This window comes from Mesorhizobium sp. P3_B5 (genome assembly GCF_056402815.1).
The window spans coordinates 113400-132803 of record NZ_JBFUGR010000008.1 but is presented as its reverse complement, the minus strand read 5'-3'; the positions used below and the strand labels follow the sequence as shown (position 1 = coordinate 132803).

Here is a 19404-nt window from a genome sequence, read left to right as displayed (position 1 = left end):
GGGGGAGAATAGCGCTCGTCGACAATTGACAACCCCGCCCCGCCCTTCCATATCACCATCGTTAATGTTCTCAGGGCGGGGTGAAAGTCCCCACCGGCGGTAAGGGCCTCGGCCCAAGCCCGCGAGCGCCTCCCGGCAATGGGAGGGTCAGCAGATCCGGTGTGATTCCGGAGCCGACGGTCACAGTCCGGATGGAAGAGAACGAAACGGAAGACGGTCCGCTTTTCGCGGGCTTAATCCGTATCGTGCGTCCTGATTCTGGTTCGAAACGGAAGGATGGACCCATGAATCAGCATTCCCGCAAAGACTATGAAACCGTTCGTATTGCCGTCATTCGCGCGCGCTGGCACGCCGATATCGTCGATCAATGCGTGCAATCCTTCGAGGCGGAATTGGCCGCGCTCGGGGAAAACCGCTTTGCCGTCGATGTCTTCGACGTGCCGGGCGCATACGAGATTCCGTTGCACGCCAAGACGCTAGCCCAGACCGGCCGCTATGGCGCGATCCTGGGAGTGGCCTTCGTCGTCAATGGCGGCATCTACCGGCACGAGTTCGTCGCCAGTGCCGTCATCGACGGCATGATGAATGTGCAGCTGTCGACCGGCGTGCCGGTGCTTTCGGCGGTGCTGACGCCACTCAACTACCATGACAGCGCGGAGCACCACCGCTTCTTCTTCGAGCACTTCACGGTCAAGGGCAAAGAGGCGGCCAATGCCTGCGTGCAGATCCTGGCTGCGCGCGAGCAGATCGCGGCGTGAGCCCCATCAAAGGCTGAAAATGCCGAATTCGGAACGGATTTCAGCGCTGCAACAAGAATTGCGGCCGCAAAAGCGTCTAACGGTTGCGATTGCGGTGAAATCCGGCCAGAAGCATCGACGGGCTGAACGGCAAGCGGACAGCCCGCAACCATTGGCCTGAAACCAGATACGGGAGACTATTGGGTGGCTCGCATCACATTGAGACAATTGCTCGACCATGCCGCCGAATACGGCTATGGCGTGCCTGCCTTCAACATGAACAATATGGAACAGGGCCTCGCCATTATGGAGGCCGCCGAGGAGACCAAGTCGCCGGTCATCCTGCAGGCGAGCCGCGGCGCCCGCGCCTACGCCAATGACGTGGTGCTGGCCAAGCTGATCGACGCGCTGGTCGAAATCCATCCCGACATCCCGGTCTGCATGCATCTCGACCATGGCAACAACGAAGCCACCTGCGTCACCGCGATCCAATACGGCTTCACCTCGGTGATGATGGACGGGTCGCTGAAGGAAGACGGCAAGTCACCGGCCGACTACGCCTACAATTCCGGCATCACCAAGCGCGTCGTCGACATGGCGCATTGGGGCGGCGTGTCGGTGGAAGGCGAGATCGGCGTGCTCGGGTCGCTGGAGAGCGGCGGCGGCGAGCAAGAAGACGGCCACGGCATCGAAGGCGCGATCAGCCACGACCAGCTTTTGACCGACCCTGAACAGGCGGTCGAGTTCGTCAAGGACACGCATGTCGATGCGCTGGCTGTTGCCATGGGCACCAGCCACGGCGCCTACAAATTCTCGCGCAAGCCGGATGGTGCGGTGCTGGCGATGAACGTGATCGAGGAGATCCACCGCCGCTTGCCGAACATGCACCTTGTCATGCACGGTTCGTCCTCGGTGCCGGAAGATCTGCAGGAGATCATCAACAAGTATGGCGGCCAGATGAAGCCGACCTGGGGCGTGCCGGTGGAGGAAATCCAGCGCGGCATCAAGCATGGCGTGCGCAAGATCAACATCGACACCGACAACCGCATGGCGCTGACCGGCGCGATCCGCAAGGTGCTGACCGAGAACCCCTCGGAGTTCGATCCGCGCAAATATCTGACGCCGGCCATGGCCGCCATGCGCAAGCTGTGCAAGGAGCGCTTCGAGCAGTTCGGCACCGCCGGCAACGCGCCAAAGATCAAGCCGCTGCCGGTCTCGGAAATGGCCAAGCGCTACAAGTCGGGCAGCCTCGATCCGAAGTTCGGCTGAGTTTCAGCCGACTTCGCGAGGTAGCAAAAGACGAGGGCAGGAGCCGATCGGCCCCTGCCCTTTTCCATGATGGGGCGGAGGTCCAGCCTGTCCCCGAACGGACAACTGCGCCCAAGGGTGATGTGCCACACCGCAGGTCAAGAAAAAGGCCGGGCGCGAATACGGCCCGGCCAAAAGAAGGTTTACAACCTTCAGAGGGGAACACCGTCCAGCGGAATGGGAGGAAACCGCCGAACGATTTTACCTTTTTGCGCTGATTTGCGGGCTTTGGCGACGAATGAAATTCCAAAAGCTGTCAGAAAAACGAAAATTCCTTTTCTACTTCTGCTGACGCGTTCAGGCAGCCGAAATTCCCGTCTCGAGCAGATCGGCATAGTGCCGGCGCGCCACGTCGGGATGGGAACGCAGGCGGCTTTTCAGCACATTGGTTCCGACATTGCGAAACAGCGGATTGTCGGGATCGCTCGCCGGCCCGCGCGCCTCGGCCGCGAGTTCCTCGGGCAGGCTGAGCAGCGGGATCGTCGCATCGAGCCGGGCGCTGAAGAAGAACGGAACGGAAATCCGCTCGACACCCGCCGGCGGCGTCACCACACGGTGGACGGTCGCCTTGAGATAGCCGTTCGATGCCAGTTCGAGCAGTTCGCCGATGTTGACCACCAGCGTCTCGGGAAGCGGGTCGACATTGACCCAGCTGCCGTCATACTCGACCTGCAGGCCCTTGTTCTCATCCTGCAGCAACAGGGTCAGGAAGCCGCCATCCTTGTGGGCGCCGACGCCCTGGTCGTCGCCGGTCGCATCGCGACCGGGATAGCGCACGATCTTCATGCGATGGTTGGGCTCATCCTTATAGATCGGGTCGAAGGCGTCCTCGGCCTGGTCGAGCGACAGAGCGAAGGCTCGCAGCAAGCGGATCGCCACCGCGGTGGCTTTGGTCTGCCATGCCAACAGCGCCGGTTTCAGATCCGGCAGTGCCGCAGGCCATTGGTTCGGCCCTTGCAGCCGCGTCCAGGCGGGAACATCGGGCCCTTGCGCTATTGTCTGGCGCTCGACGCCGATGTCGAGCTGTTCTCGCCAGTCGGCCTTGCCTTTGGTCAGCTCGCCGCCGGCGCGCGTATAACCGCGGAATTGCGAGGATTTGACCATTTCGATGGCCAGCTTGTCGGCTTCCGGCAAAGCAAAGAATTGCCGCGATGCATCGAGCACCTCAGCGATTTCCGCAGCCGATATGCCATGGCCGCTGAGATAGAAGAAGCCGACATCGCGGGCTGCCGTGCGCAGGTCGAACAGAAAGGTTCGCCGCTCTGACGCGCCCTGTTCGAGACGGCTGAGATCGAGCACGGGGACGATCCTGGGCATGGTCAAGCTCCTTCCGGTCGTTCGGTCCTTACGGTGGCACGCAGGCCATTGCGATCAAAGCAACGCGCGATCCAATCTCCAGGCGAATGGCAGAACGTCAGCACCGCGTTTTGCCGCCTGCGTGCAAATATCGTTCGAACGGATGATCGCTCATGACCGATGGTCCAGCCTTGCGACCAGCCGATCGCCGGCCCACTGGATGCCGCAGACCAGGATGATCAGGACGATGACCACGGCGACCATGACGCTGGTCTCAAACCGCTGATAGCCATAGCGGATGGCGAGGTCGCCCAGCCCGCCGGCGCCGATGGCGCCGGCCATGGCTGAGGCGCCGATCAGCGTCACCAGCGTGACAGTGAAGCCGGCGACGATGCCCGGCAGCGCTTCCGGCACCAGCACCTCGCGGATGATCGTCCAGCGATTGCCGCCCATGGCGCGCGCCGCCTCGATCAGCCCGTGATCGACCTCGCGCAGCGACACTTCGGCAATGCGGGCATAGTAGGGCGTGGCGGCGATCGACAGCGGCACGATGGCGGCCCAGGTGCCGATCGAGGTGCCGACGATCAGCCGCGTCACGGGGATCAGCGCCACCAACAGGATGATGAAAGGCACCGAGCGGAAGCCGTTGATGATGGCTCCCAGCGCGCGGTTCACCCACAGGCTTTCGGCGATGCCGCCGCGGTCTGTGGCGACCAGCGCCAGTCCCAGCGGCAGGCCGAACACCAGCGAGATGAGGCCGGACGCGGCCGTCATCAGGACGGTTTCCCAGATCGAACGCAGCAGAAGCTCAAGCAGAATTGGCGACATGGCCAAGCACCTCCACCCGCGCATCACGGGCTTTCAAGTACGCGATCACTTTACCCAGATGGTTTGCATCGCTGCCCGTGACAGAAAGGAACAGCGTGCCGACGGGTTGCTGCTGGATATGGTCGATGCCGCCATGGACGAGGCGGAAAGAGCCGGGAACCGCAGTGGCAAGGTCGGACAGCAGCGGGCCGCTCGCCGCTTCGCCGGCGACGTCGATGCGCAGGATCGTATCCGCGCCGGCTGCCGGCACAAGGCGGGCAGCCAGTTCGGCCGGCAGTTGCGGCCGGATGGCGCCGAGCAGGCTTTGGGTGATTGCTGATTGCGGGTCGGCAAAGACCGACCACACAGGTCCCTCCTCGACGATCCGCCCGGCGTTGATGACCGCCACCCGGTCGGCAATCGAACGGATCACCTCCATCTCGTGGGTGATCAGCAGGATGGTCAGGCCGAGCTGCCGGTTGATGTCTTTGAGCAAGGCAAGGATGGAGCGGGTCGTCTCCGGGTCAAGCGCCGAGGTCGCTTCGTCCGACAGCAGCAGCGCCGGCCGCGCCGCCAGCGCCCGGGCAATGCCGACACGCTGCTTCTGGCCACCCGACAGCGACGACGGATAGGCCTTTGCTTTCTCCGACAGGCCGACGAGATCGAGCAGTTCGGCCGCGCGTTGCAGCCGTTGCGCCTTCGGCCGGCCTTCGATTTTCAGCGGCAGCGCCACATTGTCCTCGACGGTCTTGGCCGACAGCAGGTTGAAGTGCTGGAAGATCATGCCGATGCGGCGGCGCAGCGGCTGCAGTTCACGCTCGCCAAGCCGGCTGATCTCGCGGCCTTCGATGAAAACCTCGCCCGAGTCCGGCCGCTCCAGCCCGTTCAGGCAGCGGATCAGCGTCGATTTGCCGGCGCCGCTGCGGCCGATGATGCCGAGGATCTCGCCCTTGCGCACGGTGAGCGAGACGCCGTCGAGCGCCGGCGTGGCGCCAAAGCGGCGCTTCAGCTCGGTGAGGCGCACGACCTCTTCCAGCGCTGGGGGATGGTTCTTCGCCGCCAGTTCAGGTGATGCTTTGGTATGCTGGTTCATCGAGGTTCCTGTTGCGGCCTTCCGCAAATACGACGGCGGTCCGCTCAACAGCGGACCGCCTGCTCCTGCTATCCAGGCGCCGATCAATAGCCGCTGATCCCGGTGCCCTTGTAGACCTTGTCGAACTCGGCCTTCACCGCTTCGTTCTGGTAGGACGCGACCAGCGTCTTGACCCAGGCCTCGTTCTCATTGCCGGCCTTGACCGCGATGAAGTTGCGGTAGGGATTGTCGGCCACCGGCTCCTGAGCGATGCGGTTTTCCGGGCCAAGGCCGCTCTTCAGCGCCCAGTCGGTGTTGACCACGGCGGCGTCGAGATCCTCCACCGAGCGTCCGACGATGCCGGCGTCGAGCTCCTTGATGACGACCTTCTTCGAATTTTCGGCGATGTCGGCGGTCGTCGCCAGAATGCCGGTGCCATCCTTCAGCTTGAGGACGCCCTCATTCTGCAGCACGCGCAGCGCGCGGCCTTCGTTGGAGGGATCGTTCGGCAAGCCGATGACGGCGCCCTCGGGCAGATCGGCGACTTTGGTGTACTTCTTGGAATAAAGGCCGATCGGCCAGACGCCGGTGTAGCCGACCGGGACGATGTGGTAGCCTTGCGTCTTGATCTGGTTGTCGAGATAGGGCTTGTGCTGGAAGGCGTTGGCGTCGATCTCGCCACGCTCGAGCGCCTCGTTGGGCTGGGTGTAATCGTTGAACACCACGGTCTCGATCGTCAGGCCTTTTTCGGCGGCTTGAGCGACGACGACGCGCCAGACGTCCTCATCCTCGCCGCTGATGATGCCGACCTTGATCGCCTTCTTGTCCTCGGCGAAGGACGGCGTCGGCTGTGCCAGGCCAACAAGTGTCACCGCCGACGCGAAAAGTGCCGCAAGGGCAGCACGCCGGCTGATTGCTGATAAAAGAAGGGCTTTGGAAGCGTTTCCGCGTTCGGACATTGTCGATCCCTCGTAATGCTGAAGTCATATCGGCGAGGCGGAATGCCAAGCCTTGATGACATCATCAACAATGCTCTGCTCCAGATCAAAGAACCGGATTTCTTCTCAAACACCGGGCCGGGAATATTCTCTCAAAGATTGCGCACTTGCGAGAACGCCACGCCGCATCGATCAGAAAGTCTCGACCCAGGGCCGAAGCTCGACCTCGAAACTCCAGGCGCTGCGATGCTGGCGATGGGTCGCGAGATAGGTCTCGGCGATGGCATCGGGCGACAGCTGGCTGTCCGGGCGCTCGGGTTTTTTACCAACCGGCTCAATCTGGCCGTCGATGATGAAATGCGCGACATGGATATTCCTAGGGAAGAGTTCGCGCGCCATGGATTGCGCCAGGCCGCGCAGGCCGAATTTCGGCATGGCAAAGCCGGCGGAGCCCGGAAAGCCCTTGATGCTGGCGGAGGCGCCGGTGAACAGGATCGAGCCGGAGCCGCGCGCCAGCAGCCGCCGCGCCGCCTGCTGGCCGACCAGGAAACCGCCATAGGCGCCGACCAGCAAGGCCTGCTTGACCGCATCGGGATCGACCTCGGCGATCGGGCCGCGCGTGCGGCCGCTGGCGTTGAACACTGCAAGCGCCAGTGGGCCTTGCCTGTCGGCGGCCTCGAACAGGCTTGCGACGGAGGCCGGATCGGCGACGTCGGTTTCGACGGCCAGGGCGCCGGTCTCCTCGACCAGCGGTGCGAGCTTGCCGGTGTTGCGGGCGGCGAGCACCACACGAAAGCCTTCCCTGGTGAGAAGGCGCGCCAGCGAGGCGCTCAGGCCGGCGCCTGCACCAGCGATCACTGCGACTTCGGATGCCATGTCGGTTCTCCCTTGTACGGATTTCGGCCGATGCCGATGTCCTCGTCACACAGGCTCGCGCCTTCGGCGACAAGAGGCAAGAACGACGTTGCTCCATTTTTGGCGTTCGACGAAAAACGCTGCCGGCTGTTCGGCGCGATCGATGCCGACGAAGGTCTTGCCTGACGAGCCAATCCGTCCGACACGTGATTCCAGCTGGAATCGCAAACACCGCGGCAGCGGTGTCCAAAGGGATCGATCATGGAACCAATCTGGGCCGTCGGGCTGATGACCGGGACTGTTCTCGACGGCAATATCGATGTCGCGCTGATCAAGACCGACGGCGAGCGGATCGCCGATTTCGGCACCGACACGCTGGCGCCTTATCCCGCAACGATTCGCACCTTGCTGGAAGAAACGCTGCGCCAGGCCAGGGTGTGGAATTTCGACGGGCCGGAGCCGGCGATCTTCGGCGAAGCGGAAGAAGCGCTGACGCGGGCGCAGTCGGCGGCGGTGAAGGACCTGGTCGAGAGTCATGGCCTGACCATGGCCGATATCGGCGTGGTCGGCTTCCACGGCCAGACGGTGCTGCATCGTGCCCCGCAACCCGGCCGGCGCGGCGACACCCGCCAGCTCGGCGACGGCGAACTGATGCATGCCATTTTGGGCACCAAGGTCGCCTATGACTTCCGCTCAGCCGATGTGCGGGCCGGCGGGCAAGGCGCGCCGCTCGCCGCCGCCTACCACGCCGCGCTGTTGCGCGAGGCCGATGCCAGCGGCGACACGGCGGTGCTCAATCTCGGCGGTGTCGGCAACATCACCTGGTGGGACGGCAAGGACGCTATCGTTGCTTTTGACACCGGCCCGGCCAACGCGCCGCTCAACGATTTCATCAAGTCGAAGGGGCTTGGCGACATGGATCGCGACGGCGCGCTTGGACGCGCAGGCACCGTGGACGAAGCCCGGCTGTCCCGGCTGCTGCAGCACCCCTATCTGACCAAGCCCTACCCGAAATCGCTCGACCGTTTCGATTTCGGCGCCGCGATGGCGGATGGTCTGAACGCCGAAGACGGCGCAGCAACGCTGACGGCCTTCACGGTCTCCGCCGTCGGCAAGGCGCTCGACCTGTTGCCGCATCGGCCGAGGAGACTGGTGGTCAGCGGCGGCGGCCGCCACAACCCGACGATGATGGCCATGCTCTCCAGCCGTGCCTGTGTCGAAGTCGTGCAAGCCGAGGCGCTCGGCTGGAAGGGCGACGCGGTCGAGGCCGAGTGTTTTGCTTTCCTGGCGGTGCGCGTGCTGCGCGGCCTGCCGATCAGTTTCCCCTCCACGACCGGCGCGCCGCAGCCGATGCGCGGCGGACGGCTTGCCGGTTAACCTGCCAGCTTCTTCTGCAGGAAGATGCGGCTGCGGCCGGCGGGAAAATCGGCAAGCGTACCGAAGGGCCGATAGCCCTGGCGCTCATAGGCCTTGGCCGCCTTCGGATTGAAAGTGTCGATCCAGGCGTTTTGGCAGCCGCGCGCGACAGCTTCACGCTCGGCGGCGTCCAGCATCCGGCCCGCAATATGCTGGCCGCGCAGTCGCTCATCGACCCAGAGCCATTGCACATAGAGCCAGCCCCAGGCTGTGTAGCCGGAAATGCCGGCGATGACCTTGCCGCCTTCGTCGCGGACAAACACGGCAAGCGCCTTGCGGCCGGAATGACCAACATCGCTGTCGTTGAAGGCCGTGAGCCGCTCGCCGAGAAAACCGAGGTCTTCCGGCGAGGGATCGGCGGTGGTCTCAAGGGTGGTGTTCATGGCTTCGTCCGGCTCGGAGCTTGGTTTACCGAAGGACGCTGCGAAGAAGCAAGTTCTGTCCCTGAACGACGCAGGTGGTTTTTGAATCTCCGGCGTCGGTCTCGATGGAACTGAGACCGACGCCGGACAGATAGCGCCTACTTACTGCAGCTTCGCCTGCAGCGCGTTGACGTCATCCGTCGTCATTTCGCCGTCGGTCGTCACCTTGCCGTCGACGATCTTCCAGAGCCGGAACGGGCCCGTGATGTCGCCATATTTGTCGAAGGCGACCGGACCGATGACACCTTCATAACGGATCGGCTTGCCGTCCTTGATCAGGCCGAGCGCCTTGGCGAACTCTTCCTTGCCGGCAAAGATCGGCGTGCCAGCCGGATCGACCGCCTTGTACATGGCATCCTTGATCTTGGCCGGATCCTCGGAGCCGGCAATGGCGATAGCCAGGCCGACAATGGCGCCGGCGTCATAGGAGCGATCGGCCGCCGGGTTCGACGGTTCGATGCCGGAGAACTCCTTGTAGTTCTTCATGAAATAGTCGGTGGAAGCCGTCGGGCTGGTACCCGACGAGGTGCCATAGGCATCCTTCAGATAATCGGCGCCGACGGATTCGATGAAGTCGGGGCTGTTCATGCCGTCATTGAGCAGGAATTTCTGCACGCCGCCTTGCGAAATCCAGGCGCGGGCGATGGTCGCGCCATCGACCGGCGTGCTGACGAGATAGAGCCCGTCCGGCTCGCCGGCCATCGCCGCCGTGACTTCGGAGGCGTAGCTCGACTGCTTTTCGTTGTAAGGCGTGTCGGAGACGATGTTGCCGCCGAGTGCTTTGTAGGCGCGCGAGAATTCGGCCACCATGTTGACGCCGAAGTCGTTGTTGACATGGATGATCGACAGCTTCTTGAAGCCCTTGTCGATGGCATATTTGGCGGCGGCCACGCCCTGCAGCGCATCGGAGGTGATGGTGCGGAAGAAGATGCCGTTGGTCTTGCCGTCGCGGCCGAGCGCGGTCAGCGTCGGCGAGGATGAAGCCGGCGAGACCTGGACGATCTTGGCCGGACCGGTGACCGAGGTCAGGATCGGGATCGACACCGAAGAAATGATACCGCCGATGATGACCGGCACTTTCTTGACCTGTACCAGCTGGGTCGCGGCGTCGACGGCGATGTTGCCCTGGCTCTGGCTGTCGCGGGTGTCGGTCGCGAGATCGCAGCCGCGCACGCCGCCGGCGGCATTGATGTCGCGGAACGCCATTTCGACCGACTTGGCGCCGGCCTGGCCGTATTCGCCAGCCGGACCGGTCAGTTCCATGACCAGGCCGACGGTGATCTTGCAGTCGGCGGCGTTTGCCGCACCGGCTGCGGTCAGGAGGGCCAGCGCGGTGGTGATGTGGAGTATCGTCTTTGTCATTGTTGTTCCCCTTTCGTTACTCGACTCTAATTTGATCTCTGGAGCCTGTTCAGCTTTCCGGCACCTGCAGCCAGGTTTCATGCAGATGTCGCCATTCGACGCCGTTGGGCGCCGATGAACTGGTGGTGAAGACGGCACTCGACTGGCGGCGGCTGTGCTTGCCGCCACGCAGCTGCGCCTCGACGTAATGGACGACGATGGTGTCCGCGCTCTGCCAGCCGGGCCGGATGTCCTCGATCGAGAGTACAAAGCCATCGTCGCAAGAAGCGCGGCTTTCCCTGACATGATCGACGACCGCGTCGCGATCGAGGATATGGCCGCTTGGCGCGATCATGCTGAAGCCTTCGCCCATGACACGTTCGAAGCGGCTGAAGTCCACTTTGTCGGCGCGCGCCGCGACGAACCAGTCGACGAAGAAGCGGTGCAGATCGACGACCTCGGCACTGGCACGTGAGAACAGGGAGGCGCTCATATCCGGCCTGCATTCAGATTGTAGTGCATGATCGAACCGTGGCGGCCGTGGCGGTCGCGCTCCAGCGTGTAGACGTCGCCCAGGGGGCCACCGCTTTGCGCGATGACGGCAGCAATCCGCGCTCGGTCGTCGGCGTCGAGCACGACGTCCATGATTTTCGCATTGGCGAGCGCATGCGCCTGGTTGCGGGCGCCGACGATGACGGCCGCGACGTGCGACTGCTCGAGCACCCAGGCGCTGGCGATGGTGGCGATGTCGACGCCGTGGCGGTCGCCCACGGTCTTCAGCGCCAGAAGCAGCTGCTGAAAGAGATCCCAGCCGCCGAAGTCGTCGATGATCAGCTTGTATTTGACCAGCGAGCGGTTTTCGAGCGGCGTCGCCGGCTCGGCGACATCAAGCCATCTGTCGCTCAGGAAGCCACCCGCCACGGAGCCATAGCAGAGGAAGCTGATGCCGTTCTGGCCGGCAAGCGCGGCAAGGCTGTTGGCCGGCCGCTGGTCGAGCACGGAATATTGCAATTGCTGGCTGACCAGTGGCACACCGGCCGCGAGGATCTCGGCCAGGCGCGGGGTGTCGAAATTGGTGGTGCCGACATTGCGCAGCTTGCCTTCGAGGCGAAGCTCATTCAGCCAGCCCATCGCATCGACATAGCGAGGCTGCTCATAGTCCCACCAGTGGAACTGGACGAGATCGAGGCGCTCGGTTTTCAGCCGCCGCAGCGACTGGTCGACGATGCCTCTGATGTAGTCGCGGCTGATGCTGGCAAGCCTTTCGAGGTCAGGCACCAGCTTGGTGTGCACCTTCATCCGGGCAGCGGCGTCGAGACCGCGCTCGCTGGCGAGCCGCAGGCGCGCCGCCCCGATCAACTCCTCGACGCCGGTGTAGATGTCGGCGCAATCATAGGTCCAGATGCCGGCGTCAAAAGTGGCGATCAGATCGGTCACCGCCTGTTCGCGGTCGATGGCGCCATGCCCGCCGGCCAGCTGCCAGCCGCCGCGAATGACGCGCGAGATCGTGTAGCCGGGGCTGAGTTCGAAGGTCTTGGCGGTCATGTCTGGTCACTCTTCCTTCGGCAACGGCACCGCCGTGGTCTCGGCATGGCTGAACTGGCGTTTGCCGGTCCTGACGATCCGAAGGCGGCTGCCGCAATTGGGATCGGGACAGGCGATCTCGGCGTCCGACGTCATCCAGTCGTTCTTGTGGGTCGGGCGCTGCTTGGCCGCCAGCAGCGGCAGCACCGCCGATATCGAATAGATCGAAAAGCCCTGCCCCGCCGGCATCGACAGCATCTCGCCCTTGAGCTCGAAATAATCGCCAGCCTTGGCGCCGCAATAGATCGGCTTGCCCTCGGGGATGACTGCCTCGACGCGAAGGTCGAAGAGTTCGAAACTGTCATCAGTCATTCAGACCTCCACCAGGCTGAAGGTGACGTCGCACGCGCCGTTGCGGCGGATGACGCCGCAAGCAGCAGCGAACTGGTCGCGCTCTTCGGGTCGCACCTGCGCCACGACGCTTCCGGCCAGCCAGCCGATGGGGAACAGCAGGCGCGCGCCCTGCCCGTAATACAGGCCGATGTCGAAGATGGCGTTCGGATTGCCGCCCCACATGCGCGGCGGCACATAGGCGAGCACGATATCGCCCGGCTGCGGCGTCAGCGTCGCATTCTCCGCCGGCAAGGGCCTGGCATAGGCGTGGCCATCCAGCTGAGCCGATGGAACCGGACAGGAGATTTCGGGGCCGGTCCACATCGCATGGATGCCCGGGACGACGCGTGGCTGCGCCAGATACGCCAGCAGGAAAGCGACGTTTTCAGGCGCCTTCTCCGGCAACAGCAGCGCCGTCACGGAAAGCTTCGAGCGTGGTTCTGTGATCCGGATGGCGGGCTTGCTCATGTCAGTCTTTCGCCGATTGAAGCTTGTCGCGAAGGAAGGCGAAGGGTCGGCTGATGTCGGCCACCAGCGCCTCGCGCGCCGCCTGCGCATCCTGCTTCGCAAGTGCCGCTACGATGCGACGATGATAGTGGGCGGTATCGACCTCGCCGGCCTCGGAGAAGGCGTATATGGCGACACGGATGCAGGGGCCGGATTGCAGCCACAGGCTCTCGATCATCGGGATCAAGACGGCCGAGCCGCAGCAGCGGTAGATCTCGAAATGAAAACTCTGGTTGAGCGTCGCTTCGCGGTCGATATCCTTCTTGTGCTTCAGCGCCCGCATCTCGTCCCACTCACCGAGCATGGTTTCGATGGTGGCGATCTGGCGCGGCCCCATGCGCGTGGCGGCAAGCGCAATCGCCTCGCCCTCGATAAGCGAGCGGGCACGCAAGAGATCGTCGATGCGCTCCAGTGTGATCGGCGGCACGCGCACGGAGCGATTGGGCAGCGCCTCCAGCGCCTGTTCCGTGATCAACCGTCCAAGCGCCTCGCGCACCGGCATGGTGCTGGTGACCAAGGCGTCAGCCAGGCCGCGGATGGTCAGCACCTGGCTCGGCTCGAACAGGCCGCCGATCAAGGCGCGGCGCAATTCCGAATAGACGCGATCCTGTACGGTCTCGCGACCAACCGGCGTCAGCTGGGCCGCGATCACCTCGTTGTTTCGCTCAATGGCAGCCTTTTGCATGGGTCTCCCGGTTCTTGCCCCGTTTTCGGCTTGCGGAGAAAATTAAAGCCGATTAGCGTGATCAAAGCAAGTGTGATCACAAATCAAAAAAATCAGAAGGCGGCAGCGACCGCTCGGCCAGAGGGGTGCATGAGCGAGACAGCGGCACGACAGGACGATACAAGCGCACCGGTTCTGGCGGCGAAGAACGTCGTCAGGCGCTTCGGCGGCCTCGTCGCGGTCAACGACGTCTCGTTCGAGGTGCGGCCTGGCGAAATCCTTGGCCTCATCGGCCCGAACGGCGCCGGCAAGACGACGATGTTCGATCTGCTCGCCGGCAGCATCCTGCCTTCCAGCGGCGAGATCTTTCTCAACGGCACGCTGGTCTCGGGGGAAGCGGCGCACCGCCGCATCGGCCGTGGCCTTGGCCGCACCTTCCAGATCCCCCGGCCGCTGCCCAACCTGACGCTGATCGAAAACGTCATGCTGGCCGCGCAAGGCCAGGCTGGCGAAAGACTGCTCGCCAATTTCCTGACACCGCGGCGGGTCGCCACGGAGGAAAGGGCCGGCGAGAAAAAGGCCCTGGAGCTGCTTGAGCTGGTCGCACTGACCCATCTGGCGCATGAGCCGGCGCGGGTGCTGTCCGGCGGCCAGCGCAAGCTGCTCGAACTGGCCCGCGTGATGATGGCTGACCCCGCGATCATCCTGCTCGACGAGCCGGCGGCCGGCGTCAATGCAACGCTGCTCGAAGTCATCATCGACCGCATTCGCGACATCAACGCGCGCGGCATCACCTTTCTTTTGATCGAGCACAATATCGACATGGTGAGCCGGCTCTGCCACCGCGTGCTGGTCATGGCGAGCGGCCAGCTGCTGTGCGAAGGCACGGCGGACGAGGTGGCGCGCGATCCGCGCGTCATCGAGGCCTATCTCGGAGGCGCGGCATGAGCCAGATCGTCCTCGATGTCCGCGACCTCGAAGCCGGCTACGAGCCCGGCGTGCCGATCGTGCGCGGCGCCTCGATCACCGTCAGCAAGGGCGAGATCGTCGTCGTGCTCGGCCCCAACGGCGCCGGCAAGTCGAGCCTGATCAAGGCCATCGCCGGTCTCGTCCCGATCACATCAGGCACGGTGACGCTGGACGGCAAGGACATCACGTCCGCACCCGCCCACACCATGGTCCGCCTCGGCCTCGCCTTCGTGCCGCAGACCGAAAACATTTTTCCACTGATGTCGGTGGAGGACAATCTGAAGGTCGCCTGTGGCATCCTGAGGCCGCGCGAGACGCCTGCCCGCATCGAGGAAATGTACGCGGCGTTTCCCGACCTTGTGCGTCAGCGCAGGACCGTTGCCGGCAATTTGTCGGGCGGACAGCGGCAGATGCTGGCGGTCGCCCGCGCGCTGATCGTGCATCCCAAGGTGCTGGTGCTCGACGAGCCTTCGGCTGGCCTGTCGCCGAAATTCGTGGCGATGGTGTTCGAGATGCTGGCCGGCATCCGCAAATCCGGCGTCACAATCCTGCTGGTCGAACAGAACGCCAAGGCAGCACTCGCCATCGGCGACCGCGCCTATGTGCTGGTCGAAGGCAAGGACCGGCACGAGGGCGTTGCCTCGGAGCTGTGGAACGATCCAGTCGTCGCCGAACTCTATCTCGGCCAGCGCCGAAAGGCCTCCGAGAAAGGGAGCGCGGCATGAATCTGCAATTTGTCGTCGACGGACTTTTGACGGGTTCGATGATCGGCCTCGGCGCCATCGGCGTGGCGCTGACCTATTCGATCCTGCGCTTTTCCAACTTCGCCCATGGCGACTTCATGGCCTGGGGCACCTATGCGACGCTGGCCGTCGTCAGCGCCATAGGTGCTGTGGTCGGCAAGGTGGCGCCGATTGCGCCGCTCTCCTTCGGCTGGCCGCTGATCGCAGCACTCATCATCGGCATGGCGCTGACCGGCCTGCTGGCGCTGCTGCTCGACCTTGTGCTGTTCGCGCGGCTGCGCGCCAAGGGCCAGGCGATCATCGTGGTGATGGCGAGCTTCGGCGCCTCGATGGCGCTCAGAAGCCTGCTCGAATTCACCTTCACCTCGCGGCCCACCTATTTCAGCCGCGCCATCCAGATCGCCATGCCGGTCGGTTTCGGCATCCGCATCACCCCGGACCAGATCGCGCTTTTGCTGCTGACCGCCGTGCTGGTGCTTGGCGTGCACCTGTTGATGACGCGCACGCAAACCGGCCGCTCGATGCAGGCCCTGAGCCAGAATGCGGCGCTGGCCCGCATTGTCGGCATCGACGTCGCCAGGGTCGTGCGCGTCACCTGGCTCATCGGCGGCGCGCTTGCCTGCGTCGCCGGTGTGATGATCGGCATTCTCATCCAGATCCGCCCGTTCATGGGTTTCGACATGCTGCTGCCGATGTTTGCCGCCGCCATCCTCGGCGGCATCGGCAGCGTGCCGGGCGCCGTTCTCGGCGGCCTGATCATCGGCCTCGCCGAAGCCGGCGCGGTGCAGTTGATCGGCGCCGAATGGCGAGCGGCGGTCTCCTTCATCATCCTGATGGCGGTGCTGTTCGTGCGGCCCGTCGGCATCTTTGGAGTGAGGGAACGCTGATGGATCTGCTCGGCTACGGCGCCTTCTTCCTGACCACGGCGCTGATCTTCTCGCTGGTCACTCTGGGGCTCAACCTGCAGTGGGGGCTGACCGGGCTGTTCAACGTCGGCCTTGCAGGCTTCGTCGCCATCGGCGCCTACACTTCGGCGCTGCTGACCACGCCCGATGATGCCGCGCGGCTGGGCGGCTTCGGCCTGCCGATCCTCGTCGGCTGGCTCGGCGCCATGCTGGTTGGTGGCGTCGCCGCCGCCATCACCGGCATGGCCACGCTGCGCCTGAGATCGGATTATCTGGCGATCACCACTTTTGGTGTCGCCGTCGTCGTGCAACTGGTGGCGCTCAATGCGCAGAGTTTGACTGGTGGCCCTTTCGGCATCGGCTTCATCCCCCGCCCTTTCGGCAGCCTCGCCGAAACGCCGCTGCTGTTCAATCTGTCGAACCTAGCTGTCGTCTCGGCAGTGACGCTGGTCGTCTATTTCGCGCTCGAGCATCTGTCGCGCAGCCCCTGGGGACGGGTGCTGAAGGCGCTGCGCGAGGATGAGCGGGCGGCGATATCGCTGGGCAAGAGCGCGCGTTTCTACCGCGTGCAGGCCTTTGCCGTCGGTGGTGCCATCATGGCGCTGGCTGGCGCGCTGCAAGCGCATTTCACCGGCTTCATCGCGCCGGACAATTATCTGCCGATCCTCACCTTCCAGGTCTGGGTGATGCTGATTGTCGGCGGTTCCGGCAGCAATCTCGGTGCCGTCATCGGCAGCATCCTGGTCTGGGCGATTTGGGCGGGGTCAGGCACATTGACCAGTGTGCTGTTCCCGCCGGAACAGCAGGCGCGCGCCGCAGCGCTGCAGATCGTCGCCATCGGCGTGATGCTGTGCGTCATCCTTCTGGTCCGGCCGAACGGTCTGTTCGGCGACAGGCCGTTGCGGGCGCGGTTCGGCAAGACTGCGAAAGCGACGGCGGGCGAGAGCAAGTGACGAAAGACATGACCGGCTCGCGTGGCCTTTCGCTGTGGCACGCCATCGGCCGCAATTGCCGTGAGCGGCCGGCCCTCAATGGCGCACTCGATGTCGATCTGGCGATCGTCGGCGGCGGCTTTACCGGTCTTTCCACCGCGCTGCACGCCGCCGGGAAAGGCCTCTCCGTTGCCGTTCTCGAAGCCGAAATCATCGCCTGGGGCGCGACCGGCAGGAATGCCGGCTTCGTCGTGCCGAACTTCGCCAAGATGGACCCGGTCGACATCCTTGCTCACCTCGGGCCCGAGCGCGGCAAAAGGCTGATCGATTTCGCCGCCGGCAGCGCCGACCTGGTTTTCCGCCTGATCCGGCGGCACTGTATCGACTGCGACGCCATGCAGAGCGGATGGATCCAGCCGGCACATTCGCTGGCCGCTTTCGAAAAGGTCAAATCACGCGCCAGCCAATGGACAGGGCGCGGCAGGCCTGTTGTCACGCTGGACAGGCAGGCGACCGAGGACCTGACCGGGGCTCGCGGCTATGTCGGCGGCTGGATGGACCGTTCGGGCGGCGTGCTCAATCCGGTCGACTATGCGCGTGGGCTGGCCGATGCGGCGGAAAAGGCCGGCGCGCGCATCTTCGAGCACACGCGCGTTACATCCATCGATCGGATGGCGGACGGCTGGACTGTCAAGACGGCGGCCGGGTCAGTGCGTGCCGGAAGGGTGCTGATCGCCACCAATGCGTATGGCGGGGCGCTCAGTCCGACGCTGCAGCGAACCTACTTTCCCCTCAGGGTTTTCCAGGTCGCCACGGCGCCGCTGCCGCGCGAGATACGCAGCCGCCTGCTGCCGGGCGGGCAAGGCGTCGGCGACACCAGGCGCAATCTGTTCACCTTCCGCTTCGACAGTGAAAACCGGCTGATCAGCGGCGGCATGCATATTTTTGGACCCGGTGCCGATGCGCGGGTGCCGCAGAAAATCTGGCGGCGGCTGGCGAAGCATCTCGAGCTTCCCGACCTGCCGCCGCTTGAATACAGTTGGTCGGGGATGGCCGCCGTCGAGCCTGATTTCCTGCCCCGCCTTGTCGATCTCGGGCCGGGCCTGATCGCCGGCTTTGCCTGCAACGGGCGCGGCATCGCCATGACCACGGCGATGGGAAAGGTGCTGGCCGACTGGGCGCGTGGAACCGATGCGCGCGACCTGCCGCTGCCTTTTGCGCCGCCGTCGCCGATCCCGTTGCATGGCCTGATGCGGCATGCGCCGAACATGCTGCTGCCGTGGAGCATGCTGCGCGACCGGCTGGACGCGGCAGCCTAGCCCTGCTGCTCGATCGATTCGTGGCCCTCATGCCGGCGAGCAGCGGCAGGCCATACCGCCGCAGCAGCAGCGACCAGCATAAGCAGCGCCGCGACCATCGCACACGTGGCATATCCAAACCCGGCATAGAGCGGTCCAAAGCTGGTGGTGCCGACAAAGACCGCGAAGTAGGTTACCGCGCTGTTCAACCCCATGATGGTGCCGCGCCGCGAAGGATCGAGCGCGGTGAGACGCATCACCAGCACGTTCAGTCCGAAGTGATTGGCGAGGCCCCAGATGGCCACCATCGCCAGCATCAGGCCGAAGCTGCCGCTCGCCGCAGCAAGCCCGACATAGACGATGGCGACGAGCAGGTAGGCGAATGGCATGACGCGTCGTGCGCCCAGGCGATCGATTGTGCCGTCAAGAAGTGCTGCCGTGCCGAAGCCGGCGCCATAGGCAAGTGCTGCCCAGCCATTGGCGCTGACCGGCTGCCCCAGGCCGCTGTGAAGGTGATCGCCGAGATAGCCATAGACCCCGTAGAAGGCGGTCATGAAGGCGCCGCAGGCGATCAGAAGCGGCACGATGCCGGGAATGCGCAATGCAGCCAGCGGCGTCGGCGCCGGCCCGCTTTTCCTGACGTCGCTTAGTGAGGTCATGGTGAGGCCGGCCAAGGCAAGAACCGCAAGAAGTGCTACCGCCGCGAAGACGGCGCGCCAGTGCACGAGGTCGGCGAGCACGGCCGACAGTGACACGCCGGCCACCATGGAGACCGTCCAGCCGGTCAGCACGACGCCGATCGTGCCGCTTTCGCGGCCGGGCGGCGCGATCGCTGCCGCACTGGCATAAATGGCCGGCATGGCGACGCCGGCGGCAAGGCCGGCGACCGCCTGTGCCGCGACCAGCGCGAATACCGTCGGCGCCAGCGCGCTGGCGAGAAGTGCAACCGCCAGCAACAGCAGCGCGCCCTGCAGCATGCGGCGGGCGCCGACGCCGTCGATGTAGCGGGCGAGGAACAGGGCGCTTGCCGAGGTGCCGAGACCGAAGGCGGCCGCAGCCACCATCACCGCCGGCACGCTTGTGCCGAAGGATGCAGCGACGGCCGGGGCGATCGGGCCCAGAACCAGCGAGTTCGAACCGATGACGGCGATGCAGCCGGTCAGAAGATAGGCCAGCGCCGGAATCGGCGCTGTTGTTGGGAGCGTTGCAGCTTGATGTGTGTTCGTCATATCGGCATAGTGGCCGAATTAAATTCTGCGACAACAAGGAATTTCGTT

At 64.4% G+C, this 19404-nt stretch carries 22 protein-coding genes and 1 riboswitch; of the genes, 8 read left to right on the top strand and 14 right to left on the bottom strand.

Annotation, left to right across the window (positions count from 1 at the left end; all coding sequences use genetic code 11):
• Positions 1–62: 62 nt before the first annotated feature.
• A riboswitch (FMN riboswitch) is annotated at positions 63–207 on the top strand.
• Positions 208–284: 77 nt separating this feature from the next.
• Positions 285–758: a 6,7-dimethyl-8-ribityllumazine synthase gene (locus AC1DVW_RS20770; RefSeq protein WP_477325521.1), complete on the top strand. Its 474-nt coding sequence runs from the start codon at positions 285–287 to the stop codon at positions 756–758.
• 183 nt (positions 759–941) lie between these two features.
• On the top strand, positions 942–2006 hold the full coding sequence (fba, locus tag AC1DVW_RS20765; RefSeq protein ID WP_477271599.1) for a class II fructose-bisphosphate aldolase: 1065 nt from the start codon (positions 942–944) through the stop codon (positions 2004–2006).
• Positions 2007–2342: 336 nt separating this feature from the next.
• Here the strand turns inward: fba and AC1DVW_RS20760 are convergent, their stop codons facing one another.
• From AC1DVW_RS20760 to AC1DVW_RS20735, 6 genes are all read right to left on the bottom strand, one after another.
• The gene (locus tag AC1DVW_RS20760) at positions 2343–3362 is read right to left on the bottom strand and encodes an isopenicillin N synthase family dioxygenase (protein ID WP_477325519.1); all 1020 of its coding nucleotides are present in this window, start codon (positions 3360–3362) and stop codon (positions 2343–2345) included.
• Between the two features lie 150 nt (positions 3363–3512).
• Positions 3513–4169, bottom strand: a complete 657-nt coding sequence (locus AC1DVW_RS20755) for a methionine ABC transporter permease (protein ID WP_477325517.1) — start codon at positions 4167–4169, stop codon at positions 3513–3515.
• Positions 4150–5241: a methionine ABC transporter ATP-binding protein gene (locus AC1DVW_RS20750; RefSeq protein WP_477325515.1), complete on the bottom strand. Its 1092-nt coding sequence runs from the start codon at positions 5239–5241 to the stop codon at positions 4150–4152. Before AC1DVW_RS20750 ends, AC1DVW_RS20755 begins: the two co-directional genes overlap by 20 nt.
• 83 nt (positions 5242–5324) lie before the next feature.
• The gene (locus AC1DVW_RS20745) at positions 5325–6179 is read right to left on the bottom strand and encodes a MetQ/NlpA family lipoprotein (RefSeq protein WP_477325513.1); all 855 of its coding nucleotides are present in this window, start codon (positions 6177–6179) and stop codon (positions 5325–5327) included.
• A gap of 171 nt (positions 6180–6350) precedes the next feature.
• On the bottom strand, positions 6351–7034 hold the full coding sequence (locus AC1DVW_RS20740; protein WP_477243269.1) for an SDR family NAD(P)-dependent oxidoreductase: 684 nt from the start codon (positions 7032–7034) through the stop codon (positions 6351–6353).
• Positions 7013–7276, bottom strand: coding sequence for a hypothetical protein (locus AC1DVW_RS20735; protein WP_477243268.1), 264 nt, complete (start codon positions 7274–7276; stop codon positions 7013–7015). Before AC1DVW_RS20735 ends, AC1DVW_RS20740 begins: the two co-directional genes overlap by 22 nt.
• On the opposite strand from AC1DVW_RS20735, the gene AC1DVW_RS20730 reads away from it, so the two are divergent.
• Complete coding sequence (locus tag AC1DVW_RS20730; protein ID WP_477325511.1) at positions 7275–8390, top strand: anhydro-N-acetylmuramic acid kinase; 1116 nt, start codon at positions 7275–7277, stop codon at positions 8388–8390. The genes AC1DVW_RS20735 and AC1DVW_RS20730 overlap by 2 nt on opposite strands.
• Here the strand turns inward: AC1DVW_RS20730 and AC1DVW_RS20725 are convergent.
• The 7 genes from AC1DVW_RS20725 to AC1DVW_RS20695 form a co-directional block, all read right to left on the bottom strand.
• Positions 8387–8812 carry a GNAT family N-acetyltransferase gene (locus AC1DVW_RS20725; protein ID WP_477325509.1) on the bottom strand — a complete coding sequence of 142 codons (426 nt, stop codon included), beginning with the start codon at positions 8810–8812 and terminating at the stop codon, positions 8387–8389. The genes AC1DVW_RS20730 and AC1DVW_RS20725 overlap by 4 nt on opposite strands.
• 141 nt (positions 8813–8953) lie before the next feature.
• The gene (locus AC1DVW_RS20720) at positions 8954–10213 is read right to left on the bottom strand and encodes an ABC transporter substrate-binding protein (RefSeq protein ID WP_477325507.1); all 1260 of its coding nucleotides are present in this window, start codon (positions 10211–10213) and stop codon (positions 8954–8956) included.
• A 49-nt stretch (positions 10214–10262) separates the two neighbouring features.
• Complete coding sequence (locus AC1DVW_RS20715; protein ID WP_477243264.1) at positions 10263–10685, bottom strand: DUF4440 domain-containing protein; 423 nt, start codon at positions 10683–10685, stop codon at positions 10263–10265.
• Entirely contained in the window at positions 10682–11737 is a 1056-nt protein-coding gene (locus AC1DVW_RS20710; RefSeq protein WP_477325505.1) for an aldo/keto reductase, read from the bottom strand. The genes AC1DVW_RS20715 and AC1DVW_RS20710 overlap by 4 nt, the downstream gene beginning before the upstream one ends.
• A 6-nt stretch (positions 11738–11743) precedes the next feature.
• Positions 11744–12088 carry a TIGR04076 family protein gene (locus AC1DVW_RS20705; protein WP_477243262.1) on the bottom strand — a complete coding sequence of 115 codons (345 nt, stop codon included), beginning with the start codon at positions 12086–12088 and terminating at the stop codon, positions 11744–11746.
• Positions 12089–12577 (bottom strand): DUF3830 family protein, encoded by a 489-nt coding sequence (locus AC1DVW_RS20700; protein WP_477243261.1) that lies wholly within the window; start codon positions 12575–12577, stop codon positions 12089–12091.
• A 1-nt stretch (position 12578) separates the two neighbouring features.
• Positions 12579–13301 (bottom strand): GntR family transcriptional regulator, encoded by a 723-nt coding sequence (locus AC1DVW_RS20695; RefSeq protein ID WP_477243260.1) that lies wholly within the window; start codon positions 13299–13301, stop codon positions 12579–12581.
• Between the two features lie 129 nt (positions 13302–13430).
• Here AC1DVW_RS20695 and AC1DVW_RS20690 point away from each other — a divergent pair, with 129 nt between their 5' ends.
• From AC1DVW_RS20690 to AC1DVW_RS20670, 5 genes are read left to right on the top strand one after another with little or no spacing between them, the layout of a single operon-like run.
• A complete protein-coding gene (locus AC1DVW_RS20690; protein ID WP_477325503.1) occupies positions 13431–14228 on the top strand; it encodes an ABC transporter ATP-binding protein in 798 nt (265 codons plus the stop codon).
• Positions 14225–14974, top strand: a complete 750-nt coding sequence (locus AC1DVW_RS20685; RefSeq protein ID WP_477243258.1) for an ABC transporter ATP-binding protein — start codon at positions 14225–14227, stop codon at positions 14972–14974. Before AC1DVW_RS20690 ends, AC1DVW_RS20685 begins: the two co-directional genes overlap by 4 nt.
• Entirely contained in the window at positions 14971–15879 is a 909-nt protein-coding gene (locus AC1DVW_RS20680) for a branched-chain amino acid ABC transporter permease (RefSeq protein ID WP_477325501.1), read from the top strand. The genes AC1DVW_RS20685 and AC1DVW_RS20680 overlap by 4 nt, the downstream gene beginning before the upstream one ends.
• Positions 15876–16850, top strand: a complete 975-nt coding sequence (locus tag AC1DVW_RS20675; RefSeq protein ID WP_477325716.1) for a branched-chain amino acid ABC transporter permease — start codon at positions 15876–15878, stop codon at positions 16848–16850. Before AC1DVW_RS20680 ends, AC1DVW_RS20675 begins: the two co-directional genes overlap by 4 nt.
• A gap of 8 nt (positions 16851–16858) precedes the next feature.
• The gene (locus AC1DVW_RS20670; RefSeq protein WP_477244001.1) at positions 16859–18148 is read left to right on the top strand and encodes an NAD(P)/FAD-dependent oxidoreductase; all 1290 of its coding nucleotides are present in this window, start codon (positions 16859–16861) and stop codon (positions 18146–18148) included.
• Here AC1DVW_RS20670 and AC1DVW_RS20665 read toward each other — a convergent pair.
• Positions 18145–19356, bottom strand: coding sequence for an MFS transporter (locus tag AC1DVW_RS20665; RefSeq protein ID WP_477325499.1), 1212 nt, complete (start codon positions 19354–19356; stop codon positions 18145–18147). The genes AC1DVW_RS20670 and AC1DVW_RS20665 overlap by 4 nt on opposite strands.
• Between the last annotated feature and the right edge of the window lie 48 nt (positions 19357–19404).